Here is a 12,450-nt window from a genome sequence, read left to right as displayed (position 1 = left end):
TGACCATGGATCCCGAAGGGCGGTGCTGATCGAGGGCCCATCACCGTGTGGACTCCCGATGGCGGGACCGCCGGTCCGCCCACGTAGAGCAGTGCAACCCGGCGCTCACTCGACGCCACCCCGGGCCGCGACCGCGCTCGCTGGCAGCCACCGAAGGCGAAACGGTCCGCCGACCTCGTCGGTGGCCCGTCATGCAAGATCGGGGCTATTACTCTCCCAGCAGGACCAGCACTCGAAACTGGCGTGTTCTCGCCACTTTTTCGAAGATTGGGCGGGGCGGCGATCCGGTCGCGATACTCGTAGCCGCTCGCTGAAAGCGGGCGCGAATCGGCGGAGTTACGTCGAGGCCCATCGGAAACTGGCATAGCCGCCCGGTACTCGGGTGGGAGCGGCATCGTTACAGCAGACTGGGATTGCTCGTCATCAGGGCTTCGCTGGGCATCGAATGCGCCGATGCATCCTGGAATCCAGCCAGCGGCTGTGACCCGGGGGGTTGGAGGGGTGCTGCAGTTCTACTGCTATGGCCTCCGTCGTGGGTGCCGTTCCGGCTCACCGCGATGACTACTCTGTCAGCTGCGCCGGGCAGGTCGGTCGTGTCTTTCGGCTGCCGGGTACTGGCCGGCAGGCTGCTCTCCGTAGAAGTCGATCAAGGGGGAATCCATGGAGTTCGAGCCCACTGAACTGTCTGAAGCGATCAAGGCGGTACGCGGGGGACTGGCGGCGGCGCAGCAGGACGGGGAGGGTTCGCCGTTCCGGTTCACGGTCAAGGAAATCGTGCTGGACTTGGGGATCGAGCTGCGGCAGACCGCGTCGGCAGGCGGCGGGGTGAAGGCGTTCGTGGTTTCCGCGGACGCAAAGGGTGAGCGGGCGAAGTCGGCCACGCATCGCATGACGGTCACCTTGGCGGTGGCTCCGGACGGCGAAGGCAGCGATTTGCTGATCGGCGACTCCGGTGGAGGCCGCGGCGGACCGGTGGCTGGCCTGCGTTAGGAAGGGCAGTGTGATGGGGGGAGCGGCTCTGCGAACGGTTGAGGTCACCAACCAGTCCAAGGATTCGTACGGGACCGGCTGCCTGATCGCGCCTGGCCTGGTGCTCACTGCCTACCACGTGGCCTTGCCCGGAGAGGGCGATGTCGCCGTCCGGGACACGGCGAGTGCCGGCTTCACCGAGGCGGTGGTGGTGTGGGAGAACGCCGAACTGGACGCGGTGCTGCTGAAGGCCGACCGTGCTCTGGTCGGAGCTGGCCTGGGCATCGTGCGCTGGGGCGAGCTGGTGTGTGACTACCCGGATCGTCGCCCCATGTGCTCGATGACGGGGTTTCCCAAGGCGATGCGCCGCCGCGCCTCAGTCCGTACCGAGCTGTACGTCGACGACCTGAAAACGGTGGAGGGCATCATCGCTCCGCACACCGGGTCACGCTCAAAGCTGTATGGCCTCGAAGTCGACGGTGCGGTGCCGACCAACGTCAAGAATTGGCAGGGGCTTTCCGGCGCAGGCGTTTTCTGCAACGGCGTGCTGATCGGTCTCGCCCGCCTTGTCGACCGCCAGTGGGACCGGACCCTCATGGTGGTGCCGCTCTCGCATCTGCTTGCCGCCGACGGCTTCGCCCCTGCGGTCGCCGCTCACACCGGCATGACCCCGAGCCTCCAGCCCGCTGACCTCCGGCCCCTGCTGGACAACGCCCCCGACCCTCAGCTGTCCTCCACCTACCTGCTCGATCCACGCTCCCGGGTCACCGACCTCACCGGCGTCAACGGACTCGTTCAACAGATCGAGCAGTGGTGCAGAGGCCCGGCTCGCATCGACGTCGCTGCCGTGACAGGGCTGGGCGGCACGGGCAAATCCCGTCTCCTCACCGAGGTCCTGAACCGGCTCACCGCAGGCTCCGGCAATCAGGGGCCGTGGAGCGGGGGCTTCCTCGCCGACCACCCCAGCCACGCCGACTACCGAGTCCTCGCCGCGGCCCACTACCCGCTGCTCCTGGCCGTCGACCTCGCGGAAACCCGCCTCCCCCAGATCCGCGACCTCGTGGCGGCCTTGGCCGCCTCACACGAAGGCGCCGTCATCCGGGTCCTGCTCCTGGCCCGCGGACACGACACCTGGTGGCCGGCGCTCCGGCGATACCTGCGCACGCGGCGCGTCGGCCCTGTCGGGCACGCCTTCTCCCTCACGCCCGACAGCGCGTTCGACGGCCACAATCCGGAGGACATCTACGTTCAGGCGAAGGCGGCCTTCGCCCGCCGTATCCGCCTGCTCCAGCAGGCCGGACACGGCGATGACTCCTGGCCGGACCGTGTCGTCGCCGACGCGCCACGCCTCTTCGGCGCCGACATCGAGCACGCCACTCGGCAGCCGGTGATCTACCTCCACATCGCCGCGCTCGCCGACGTACTGGCCCACGCCAACCCTGAGTTCGCCCGCAACGACCACCCCATGGAGGTCCTGCTCGCGAACGAAGTGGAGTACGTACGGCGCGTCGCTGAAGCACGCCTTCCCGCAGGCACCACCGACGACAAACTGCTCCGCTCCCTGGTCACCGCCCAGTTCCTCGCCGGAGCACGCACCGCACAGGACGGCCGCGCCGCCGTGCGGGCGGCCTTCGACGTCCACCACCGCGGCTTCGGGATCACAGCCCTTCCCGACGCCCGCCACCTGGCCGCCCTCGACGACGTGCTGACCGCCGCCTACCCAGCCACCGACGGAGCCCACTGGGGCGCTGTCGGCGAACCCCTCGCCGCTGCCTGGCTCGCCGAAGTCGAGACCGACACCGGCGAGGAGTTCATCGAAGCATTCCTCCAGCACGACTCCCTCGCCACCGAGCAGCGCCACCAGACCCTCAGCACCATTGCCCGCACCGCCCAGGACCAGCCCGGCCTCGCCGCCGGTGCACACCGGGCCGTCGCCGCCGACCCCGAACGCCTCCTGCCAGTCGCGGCACAGACCATCACCGCTGAACTCGGCACCGACCACGCCCGCCATTGGCTCGCCGGCCTCGAACACGCCGTCGCCGACCGCGCCGCAGATCCGGACGCCGACCCCGGCACCTACCAGTGGGCCCGCAGCCTCATCCGCGAGGCCCATGAGCGGACCTCTGCCGACAGGGACGACCTGGAGGAGCTGATCGGCATGCCCCTCACCCAAGAGACCGAAGCCCCGGAACAGCCGACTCCTGAAGCTTCCACTGCCGACTCCCACTTAGTCGTGGTGAAACCACAGGTCGGCCGACTCACTCGGATCGTCGTCACCTTCCTCGGCCTCTGCCACCTGGTCCTGGTCGCGGCCGTCCCATCCGCCGTTGCGCTCACCACCAGCACTAAGGACGACGGCTGGTTCATGTGGCTCTTCGTCCCCATCAACGTGAGCCTGCACTTGACCATCGCGATTACCTTCGGCGGACGCCGACTCGGAGCCCATGCCCTCTCTTGGATCGCACCGCTCTTCACCATCGCGGTGACGACTCTGTCCGCCCTCATGCTCAACCAGCACTGGCCCCCGCACTGGCCCCCGGACTGGCTCCTGTGGTCGACCCTTTTCGCGGCCGGCCTTACAACCCTGACCTACACCTGGCGCATCTCATTCGGCCAACTCCAGGAAGCCCCGCGATCACCCACACCAACTGCGGGCATGCCCAGAACACTGCTGGGCACAACCCCGTTGCCGTCGGCACCGGAGACGCTGGGACGCATGAACAGGCGTTGGGAGATGCTGCGACGCCGGGTCTACGGGGACGACCACGAAGGCCCCAACCCGGGCCCAGTGCCGTGGCGGACCTACGCCGCACTCATCGGCGGGCCGCTGGACGGGCTACTCCTGGACATCACGGACTGGACGAAGGACGAGATCGACACTGGCGCAGCCCTGACCACCGAACGCGGGCAATTCCCCGGCGGCCAGGCACTCTACCTCCCCCGCCCCGACGAACCGCGAGCACCGGCCCCCGGTGTGACATGTTGCTTCTACCACTCCGGCGATACGCCCCGACCAGCCGACGAATGACATTCCCGCAGCACGGCCGGGCAAGGCGGGCGGGCTGCGCCCGAGAACCTACGAGCTTTCGTGAGCGCCGCTGAACCTGCGGCAGATCAAAGAACCATGATCCTGACCAATCGCCTTCAGCCCGGTCCGAGTTGGAGGCGGGCGGTCTATTTCTCCAGTTCAGCCCCCATTGTCAGACCTGTGCAGTAGCGTTGCTCGTCCTATTCGTGGCGGCTGCGGGGAGCACCCATGGACGGCGATCTCGAGCTCGACAGCGACGAAGAACTCTTCCGGAACCCGGTTCACTATGAACCGGCCGGCATCAATCTCGATCTCGACCGGGCTGATCTCGGCGTCCCGTACGGCGAAGCCCTCATGGCGGAGCTCCTGCGCATGCGGAAGCGCGTCCCGGTTGAGCAGCGAGGGCTGATCTGTCCGGACTGCCGGAACGCCCGGGGGCGTCGGGTGGCCATGTACCTGGTTGAGCGGAACGGTGTGTGGCTCGCTTCCCATTACCGCAAGCGCGGGGAGAGGCCCATCAGCCACGAGTCTGACGAGCACCTTGCCCGCAAGGAACGGGTCGCGCAGGACTCCGCGGACCACGGCTTCGCTGCCACGATCGAGTCGTCGGCCGCCGAAGGGCACGCCCGCCTCGATGTGCGTATCAGCGGGGCCGACGGCATCGTCCTCGGCTACGAGCCCCAGCTGAGTGAGCAGACCGCTCGCGGGATGCGCGCCCGCGAGGGGTTCCGGCGCCGCGGTGGCATTCGGTCGGTCTGGGATTTCGCCAGCCCCGACCATGCGGGTATTGGCATCGTCCCGTACGTCCGCACTCCCGACCTGCCGGCCTCTGTCATCCGTGTGCAGAAGAACCCGATTCAGATCCGGGACGGCAACTTCGTTCTGGAGGAGGGGCGCTGCAGTCCAAGCGGTGCGCTTGACCGATGCCCCGAGATTGCCTACGACCCGGAGAACCCCACTGCCACCGGGTACTGCGGGGGCTGGCACCGCGTTCTCGTCCCCGCCCACCTGTCGAGCGGATTTGCGCGGCCGGACGATCCGGCAAACCTGACCCTCACGCAATTCATTGTGGAGGCGGCGGCCGGCGAGCGTGTTCCTTTCCAGCGGGAGGGTCAGCACGGGTGGCTTCCGGTACAGCAGTGGCAGAAGTACGTAGAAGCGAACGGCCCGGTCACGGAGGAGAAGAAGCGGGCGCCATCGGTTAGGGAGGGCTTCCGGAGAGATCGATGCACTGAGGATCGTCCGGCGTCCGAGGTGCGGGCCGAGCCGAAGACGCGGCGCGCAGGCCGTGCCATCGTCCTTGAGACCCGCACCAAGGAGTCGGTGGCCCCTGAGGTCGCGGTTGACGCGTTGGGCAACGCAATCCCGCTGTGCCGGTTCGGCTGCGGTGGCCCGGCGAGCATGTCGGGCCCGGAAGGGCTGCCGGAGCACTGGTCGTGCCGCAGGAAGTACGAGGAGACGCACGGGTCGGCGGACATGGCGGCGTGAGCACATCAGAAACGACTTCGCCGTGTTCAGCGTTACTACCACCGTCAGGCCCTTCACGGGTCGGACGCACGCCAGCACACAGCTCCGCAGGGGAAACGGAACCATGAGCGACACCACCACCGCCCAGAACACCAACGCTGGCGATGACAGCCTGTCCATGCACACCGGCTGGTGGAGCAGCGGGTGGGGGCATGTTCTGCCGCAGCACCAGGGGATGTTGCTGTGCATGGTTCTCGGGACCGCAACGGTGCGGAAGGTCGAGGGGGACTTTGACGAGGTGGTGCAGCAGATCGTCGGGGACAGCCGGGAGGGCCTGTTCCGTCTTCTCGGCGATGACCTCAATGCCCCCGTCATGTGGCTCGACGAGGAGGAGCTGGAGTCTGCGGAGAGCGATGAGGAGCGCGAAGAGATCCGCATCAGCGCAGCAGAGAATGAGGCGACGTTGACGGGTGCGTTGCGGGCTGCGGGGATGCCGGTTCCGACGACGGTTCGGGAGCTCGTGAAGACGATGCTCGACCTCAAGCTCGTGGCCTACGAGGACGGTGTCTGGAGCATGCCCGAGGAGTTCTCGCTGCCTGAGGACACCCTGACGCTCTCGGAACCGGTTCTGGCCCGGCTGCGGAAGATGCGGCACTACGCGTACACCGAGCCTGCGGACCAGGGGATCGTCCGCCACCTCATCGACGACCTCGACTACCCCGTCGAGGTGTTCACCTCCCTCGACCGGCTCGTCTCGATCACCGGGGAGGATCTGGAGAAGGTGCGGGCCGCCCTGGAGCAGCTCGTGGAGACGGGTGATGCTCAGCTCTACCGCGGGGACCCGCGGGTCGTCGTGGCCGCGAAGGATCTGCTGGCGCACCAGCGGTTCTACCTGGTCCCGGACTGGGAGACCTCCAACGAGAACCGCTTGATGATCCGGCGCGTGGACTGAACACGAACCTGCCGAACCACGACTCCGTTTTCCCCACTCACCCAGAGAGCGCCACCATGACCGACACCACCCGCCCGCAGCCGGCCGTCGACGCCGCGGTCCGTGACTTCGTCAACGCACTGCTCCGCCAGCGTCTCGCAGACGAGGAGGCACGGCGGGAAGGTATCAACGAGTTGGAGAGGACCGGGCACCGGATTATCGATGGTGGTCAGACCAACAGCTACCTGGACACGTGGGAGATCACCGACTGGCACACCGGCGAGGTGATTGTTGGCGGGACCGGCGGCTACGAGGCGTACGACGCCGCAGCCCAGCGCTTCGACCCTGACGGCATGTGGGTGCACATCGACAACGTCGACAACCCCGTGACCGACGTCGAGCACCCCGGGTTGCCCACGAGCCTCGCTGAAGCGTTGCAAGACTGGCTCGGGTCGATCTCCACCTCCGACAGGGACGTGGCAGGGTTTGTAGGGTGGAGCGTCGAGGAAGTCGCCCGTCACCGCGCGGAATATTGACGCCATGTCAGGTCTGGTCGATCGAAACACTGAGCGTTTTCAGCGTTGCCTCTCCAGGGTGAGGACCGCTTTGGCGATGACCGTCATCCGGTTCGGGCTGCAGCGGCTTCGGCGGAAGATCCGCCAGGACTTCAGCCGGGCGACGCCTCGTTCGACGGGAGCGCGGGCGTGGGCGAGTGCGCGGTTCAGCGTCCGTTCGGTCTGGGTGAGTTCACCGTTGGGCGGGCGTCGGATGGCGGTGGTGACCCAGGGGCCCGCGCCGATGTAGGCGCGGTCGGCGACGATCGGGACGCCCTGGCGTTCGCAGATCCGGATGATGCGGTGGGTGCGGGCTGCGGTCAGGTCGTGGGCTCGGCCCGGCAGTGCCGGCGAGATCCACAGCAGCCTGCCTTCGGGATCGGTGACGACCTGCACGTTCACGCCGTGGCGGCGGTGCTTGTGCGAGTAGTCAGCGCGTCCGTCGCCCAGTCGGTCGCACTCACTGAGGGTGCCGTCCAGGAGCACGTACTCGGGATCGTGTTCACGCAGGGTCTTGAGCAGCCCCGGTGCCCGGTCGGCCAGCAGTCGCACGACCGCGGTGGTGTAGGCGTGGGCGGTGCCGACAGATATGCCGAAGCCGGCGGCGATCTGGGCGAGGGTGTCGTGCTTGCGCAGGTAGACGAGAGCGACCAAGGCCCGCTGGTGCGGCGGAAGCTTGCAGCGTCGGTCACCCTCACGGGTGACGATGAGCATCGTGACCCACTCGACCAGCGCATGCGGCAGGTCGAGTGCGGCAGGATAGGGAACCAACAGGGCTCCTGGACCGGCAGGTTGAGACTTCGAACACCTCACCCAACGGCACGGGAGCCCTGTCCGTTGCGGGCACCGAGGCCATCACCCGATCGGTGGCCCTGCTGAGAGGGCGTTAAGTCCGATCTTCCTCGGTTCGTGATCGCTCGATCGTGGGACTGATCGCCGTACGAGCCAGCCGTTCGCCATGTGCATGCTGGGATGCGGGCATGGACCGAAGACCGTATCCGAGTGACTTGTCGGACGAGCATTGGGCGTTGATCGAGCCGATGATCACGGCCTGGAAGCGGGACCGGGTGAGGCGGTCGGCGACCGGAGACCCCGGGACCTGTGATCTCCGGGAGGTCGTGAACGCGATCTTCTACCAGAACCGGACAGGCTGTCAGTGGCGCTACCTGCCCCACGATCTGCCGGCCTGGTCGGCGGTGTTCTACTACTTCACGCTCTGGCGCCAGGACGGCCTCGACCAGCGGATCCAGGAACTCCTGCGCTGTCAGGTACGGGAGAAAGCCCGCCGATTAGAGGACCCGTCCCTCGTGGTCATCGACACCCAGTCCGTGCGTGCGGCCGCGGGTGTCCCGAAGACCACGACGGGACTGGATGTGAACAAGAGGACGCCGGGGCGCAAGCGGGGACTGGCCGTCGACGTGCTGGGGCTGATCATCGGCGTCGTCGTCCTGGCCGCCTCCGCCCCCGACAACGCCGCAGGCACCGCCCTGCTCGACCAGGCCGCTGAACGGTGCGGGAACCGTCTGGAGAAGGCCCTGGTGGACCAGGGCTTCAAGGACGAAGTCATCATCCACGGGGCACTGCTGGACATCACCGTCGAGGTCGTGCGCCGCAACCCGGCCGACAAGGGCAAGGGCTTTGTCCCGCAGCCGAAACGGTGGGTGGTCGAGCAGGTCAACGGCACCCTGATGCTGCACCGGCGACTGGCCCGCGAGTACGACCACCGGCCCGACACCTCCGCCTCACGCGTCTACTGGGCCTCCACCGCGAACATGTCCCGTCGCCTCACCACACCCACCCCCACCTGGCGCGACACCCTCAGGACGGCCGCGTGAACATCACCGAGTTCCTGACGGATCTCCAGGCCCGCCACGACGAAGCCGTTGCCCGTGCCGATGAACTCCGCAGTCAGATCGAGGACTTGACCGACGCACTCGCCGAGACCGAAGCGCGTCTCGCGGACCTGGCCACCACCCGAAAGGTCATCGCCGAAATCGTGCCGACCGGCACCGGAGGCGAGCTCGATCCGCCCGAACAGGCCACCACCTACCAAGCCATCGTGAACGCCTTCAACCAGCACCCCGACCAGGCATTCCGAGTCCGGGAACTGCACGAACTCCTCGGCATGCCCACCGACGACCCGGCCATGAACGTCACCCGCAGCCGCCTCGGACGCCTCACCCGCCAAGGCTTCCTCACCCAACCCGGACGAGGCCGCTACCAGAAACGGACTTAACGCCCTCTGAAAACGCTCACTACAAGTTCAAGGCTTTCCTTCAGGCTTCGCTGACCGGTGTGCCAACGGCTGCCTGAACGGCTTGGCGTTCACGACGCTTCGCCCGCGATCCGTTGCCTGGCCGTCCCGCCGCTTTCAGGTCGGGCTCCGGGCGCGGGTCCTTTGCGGGAACGACCTTCAGTCTTGCGGCCCAGCCCCGGCGTGCTGCCTGGTGTCGCACGTACGTCCTGCATGACGGGATGCTCGCCGAATGCGGCCGGGTCGGCGAGGACCGGGCCGACCACTGCCACAAGCACCGCGGCCACGGCGTGAACGTCCAGGTCATGACCGACCGGTCGGCCAGTTCCTGTAGATCTCACTGGCCCTGCCCGGCCGGTGTCACGATCTGACGGCGGCCCGCACCCACCGGATCAGCCGGATCTGCGAGCGCCAAGGCGCACCGTACTGGCCGACCGCGCCTACACGAGTGTCGGCCTCTGGGTTACCACCGGACGCAGGCGCCCCCCCGGCGGGCACTTGGGCCCGACAGAACGGACGGTCAACCGAGTACTGGCCAACCTCCCGAGCACCCGTTGAACGCGGCGTGGCACGCCTCAAGTCCTGGCGGTTCTTCCGAAGATCGCGATGCAGAACGAATTGAATGACGTCAATCGCCAGGGCGGCCCTCAGTTGGAAAGGCAACGCCCAAAAATGCTCACTACTGGTTGAGGATAATTTCCCGGACGTCCGCCAACCACTGGCGAAGCCGAACCCCCGAAGGTGGGGAGACTGCAAGTCCCAGTGAGCTCGTCCATTTTTTGAGCGATTGATCTGATTCGTTGAGGGTGAGGAATTCGCGGATTTCCACTGCCACTTGTTGAAGGTCGCTCTTGGGAGTGTCCGAGATGTAGTCGTCAAGGGCTTCTCTGTGTGAGGAATACTCCAGCGGGAAATCCTGGTGGAAGTACGCTCCCAGCATCTGTGATAGTTCGGGGAAGCGCTCTGCCCACTCCCATGCGGTTTGAGGTGGAGTGTGAGCGGATGTTGTCGGATCCGCCAGACTCTTTCGGAGGTGACCGTCGATGACGGCGAGGCATCCTTCCACCGTCGCTCCGCCGGGTGGGTTGATCCTCGGAAGGAGGTCGACGTCTTCGGCGATCTCCTCGTTGAACAGGCCGACCGCGAGGAGATCTTCAATTTCGGCTACGACCTCGGCTACGCGCTCCGGATCTGACGCCGTTTGTCTGAGGTAGGCGGACAACGCGTCCCCCGGGCGGCTCTCGGTGTCGTCGAAGGCGAAACCTGTCGATTCGTAGGAGGACAGGAGACGCCGAAGTTCTCGGAAACGATCGGTCGACGTTGCCACTTGTTTATGCCTTCGCTCTTGATCTAGGGAATTGGGTAAGACGTGAGGACTCTGTATCCACTCGCTGCGGACGAGTCACGCTTGAGGACCACTTGCACCCCGGTGACCCATTGTGCTGCGGTTCCCCGCTTGAAGTTTTCCCGGCTCAGACTCATTCCAGTGGCCTCGTTGAAGTGGGCTGGGAAAGCAAGCTTCTTCTTGGGGCTGGCGAGCCACTCGCCAATCTCCTTCTGCTTTCTCAGAATTGCGGCATCAGTAAATTTCTGCGCCTCCTCCTCGCTTATATATCGTGATGCGGCGTCCATTCCAGGGTTGCTCCGGAGGCGCGCACGCAGGTCACGTGTCGTCATTTTCACGTGTCGCTCAATGGTATGCGAGCCGTTTTTCCCCTCATCACCGGCAACGTCGGCCCGGTACTTGGGATTGACGGGACCCCGGCGTTTGTCCCGAGGCCAGGCGTTGTAGTCGCCGTCGCGGAGCAGCATGCGGAAGCCGCCGGCTTCGGCTACGAGACCGTTGGGCCATGCGAACTCTGGAGTGAGTGCTGAGGGGCGGATACCTCCGAGGAGAGCGGACCAGCCTCCCTCACTGGCAAGCTGAAAAGTCTTTCCCGCGCCCCCGAACGCTCCACCGGTCAAGGCCCCGTAGAGTCCGGCGTCCCTGACTTCGTCGAGGTTGAGACCGGCTGGCTGGATGCCCGCCACCATCTGGAGCGGTTGAGCGATGGCCAGGTCAACGGTGATGGATTCGATGCCCGCGATGGCGGCAGTTGCGAAGACAGTACCGGCAATGGTTGCGACCTCGGTCGTGAGTGCAATGCCTACCGTCGCGGCCAGCTCGACGATGGTAGCGGTGGCTGCCGCTGCGGCGACTTCAGTGGCGCCGAGCGTGAAGAAGGCCAGTCCCGTGCCGGCCACGATGACGGCGCCAGCGATCTCCAGTTCGTGGTCGAGCTTCTTCTTCGCGTCCGCCACGGCGTCGGCATACTGGTCGATCCCCTTCGCCAGGGAACGCGGGCCTTCGACGAGGTCCTGGAGCCATCCCTTCTTCTCCCCGTAGTAGCGTGCCCAGAAGGGATCAGCGAAGGCGGAGATCGCCTCGCCCTTGTTGTGCATGATCAGAGCCTGTGCCGCCCGGTTAACGGCTGCCGTGATGTCTTCCATGTCATCGGCGAACGTGCGCCAAGCCTTCGCGATGGCCCTCAGCTCACCCACGTCGGCGGCGGGCCACTCGATCCCGGTGACGTCGGTGATGATCTCCCGGGCCTTGTCCCCGACACTCACTGGCGCGGCCCCGGAGCGTCAGCCCTCGCGCCCGGCGAGGCGGGTTTGCCGAAGATGGCTTCGACCAACTCGTCGTTCTCGACATAGCCGTCCGCCATGTCCGTCATCGCCAGGTGGATGCTCGCCAGACCGTCCTTGATGATGCCGGCCGACCTCTCCATCTGGGCGGCGATCGGCCCGTACTGCTCGTGAAAGCTCTTGCCCGGCTCGTCGTCCCCCCAGGCAGCTCCCGCGGTCGCCAGCGAAGCGGCAAGCGTCTTGAGAGCCGTACCGAGCGCTACGCTCTGCTCGTGGAAAACTGGCGCTGCCGCCTTGAGATCAGTCGTGCTGATGTCAAGGATCTTCTCCTCATTGCCCACTTGTTCTTTCCCTCCCCGTGCCACTGCGACCGTACGACCCTAATGCGGCCGAGGAGTTCGCAACTGTGGGCATGTCCAAGACCGGGTAAAGAGGCAAGGCCCCGCCACTTTCCCCGTGGTGTCGATGCGACCCGCTGGGGATGGACTGGCGTGGCCGTGCAGCGAAGCGCCCCGGGCCCCTCTAGAACAGCGTCGATCCGCAGGAGGGCCAGCACGTCGAGGTGAGTGCGGTGCCCGAAGAGAGGCACGGCACAGCATCAACTACGCAGGATGACACA

11 protein-coding genes and 1 pseudogene are annotated in these 12,450 nt (G+C 66.4%); 8 read left to right on the top strand and 4 right to left on the bottom strand.

What is annotated here, in order from left to right; translation table 11 throughout:
* Window positions 1-660 precede the first annotated feature (660 nt).
* The 5 genes from OHA55_RS01515 to OHA55_RS01495 all read left to right on the top strand — a co-directional run bounded on the left by OHA55_RS01515 (window position 661) and on the right by OHA55_RS01495 (window position 6,931).
* Window positions 661-990 carry a trypco2 family protein gene (locus OHA55_RS01515; protein WP_266702015.1) on the top strand — a complete coding sequence of 110 codons (330 nt, stop codon included), beginning with the start codon at window positions 661-663 and terminating at the stop codon, window positions 988-990.
* Between the two features lie 2,695 nt (window positions 991-3,685).
* A complete protein-coding gene (locus OHA55_RS01510; RefSeq protein ID WP_266710381.1) occupies window positions 3,686-3,997 on the top strand; it encodes a hypothetical protein in 312 nt (103 codons plus the stop codon).
* Window positions 3,998-4,225: 228 nt separating this feature from the next.
* The gene (locus OHA55_RS01505) at window positions 4,226-5,485 is read left to right on the top strand and encodes a hypothetical protein (protein WP_266702013.1); all 1,260 of its coding nucleotides are present in this window, start codon (window positions 4,226-4,228) and stop codon (window positions 5,483-5,485) included.
* A 103-nt stretch (window positions 5,486-5,588) separates the two neighbouring features.
* Window positions 5,589-6,416: a DUF6042 family protein gene (locus OHA55_RS01500; RefSeq protein WP_266702011.1), complete on the top strand. Its 828-nt coding sequence runs from the start codon at window positions 5,589-5,591 to the stop codon at window positions 6,414-6,416.
* Between the two features lie 56 nt (window positions 6,417-6,472).
* Window positions 6,473-6,931, top strand: coding sequence for a hypothetical protein (locus OHA55_RS01495; RefSeq protein WP_266702009.1), 459 nt, complete (start codon window positions 6,473-6,475; stop codon window positions 6,929-6,931).
* A gap of 39 nt (window positions 6,932-6,970) precedes the next feature.
* Here OHA55_RS01495 and OHA55_RS01490 read toward each other — a convergent pair whose 3' ends face one another.
* On the bottom strand, window positions 6,971-7,720 hold the full coding sequence (locus tag OHA55_RS01490; protein ID WP_266702007.1) for a transposase: 750 nt from the start codon (window positions 7,718-7,720) through the stop codon (window positions 6,971-6,973).
* 209 nt (window positions 7,721-7,929) lie between these two features.
* Between OHA55_RS01490 and OHA55_RS01485 the strand changes: the two genes are divergently transcribed.
* The 3 genes and pseudogenes from OHA55_RS01485 to OHA55_RS01475 all read left to right on the top strand — a co-directional run.
* The gene (locus OHA55_RS01485; RefSeq protein ID WP_266702006.1) at window positions 7,930-8,784 is read left to right on the top strand and encodes an IS5 family transposase; all 855 of its coding nucleotides are present in this window, start codon (window positions 7,930-7,932) and stop codon (window positions 8,782-8,784) included.
* Window positions 8,781-9,185, top strand: coding sequence for a hypothetical protein (locus tag OHA55_RS01480; protein ID WP_266702005.1), 405 nt, complete (start codon window positions 8,781-8,783; stop codon window positions 9,183-9,185). Before OHA55_RS01485 ends, OHA55_RS01480 begins: the two co-directional genes overlap by 4 nt.
* A gap of 221 nt (window positions 9,186-9,406) precedes the next feature.
* Window positions 9,407-9,825 (top strand): annotated as a pseudogene (locus OHA55_RS01475) (transposase family protein); the annotation flags it as partial.
* Between the two features lie 57 nt (window positions 9,826-9,882).
* Here the strand turns inward: OHA55_RS01475 and OHA55_RS01470 are convergent.
* The 3 genes from OHA55_RS01470 to OHA55_RS01460 are packed head-to-tail and all read right to left on the bottom strand — an operon-like array spanning window position 9,883 to window position 12,172.
* Entirely contained in the window at window positions 9,883-10,530 is a 648-nt protein-coding gene (locus OHA55_RS01470; protein WP_266702004.1) for a contact-dependent growth inhibition system immunity protein, read from the bottom strand.
* A 23-nt stretch (window positions 10,531-10,553) separates the two neighbouring features.
* Window positions 10,554-11,813, bottom strand: a complete 1,260-nt coding sequence (locus OHA55_RS01465; RefSeq protein ID WP_266702003.1) for an RNase A-like domain-containing protein — start codon at window positions 11,811-11,813, stop codon at window positions 10,554-10,556.
* Window positions 11,810-12,172, bottom strand: a complete 363-nt coding sequence (locus OHA55_RS01460; RefSeq protein WP_266702002.1) for a hypothetical protein — start codon at window positions 12,170-12,172, stop codon at window positions 11,810-11,812. Before OHA55_RS01460 ends, OHA55_RS01465 begins: the two co-directional genes overlap by 4 nt.
* Between the last annotated feature and the right edge of the window lie 278 nt (window positions 12,173-12,450).

The sequence above is a fragment of the Streptomyces sp. NBC_00102 genome, from assembly GCF_026343115.1.
GTDB lineage: Bacteria > Actinomycetota > Actinomycetes > Streptomycetales > Streptomycetaceae > Streptomyces.
This window is presented reverse-complemented; position numbering and strand designations above follow the sequence as displayed.

Coding starts and splice junctions, on each gene's coding strand:
- OHA55_RS01515 (WP_266702015.1), top strand. CDS start 661: ATGGAGTTCGAGCCCACTGAACTGTCTGAAGCGATCAAGGCGGTACGC.
- OHA55_RS01510 (WP_266710381.1), top strand. CDS start 3,686: ATGAACAGGCGTTGGGAGATGCTGCGACGCCGGGTCTACGGGGACGAC.
- OHA55_RS01505 (WP_266702013.1), top strand. CDS start 4,226: ATGGACGGCGATCTCGAGCTCGACAGCGACGAAGAACTCTTCCGGAAC.
- OHA55_RS01500 (WP_266702011.1), top strand. CDS start 5,589: ATGAGCGACACCACCACCGCCCAGAACACCAACGCTGGCGATGACAGC.
- OHA55_RS01495 (WP_266702009.1), top strand. CDS start 6,473: ATGACCGACACCACCCGCCCGCAGCCGGCCGTCGACGCCGCGGTCCGT.
- OHA55_RS01485 (WP_266702006.1), top strand. CDS start 7,930: ATGGACCGAAGACCGTATCCGAGTGACTTGTCGGACGAGCATTGGGCG.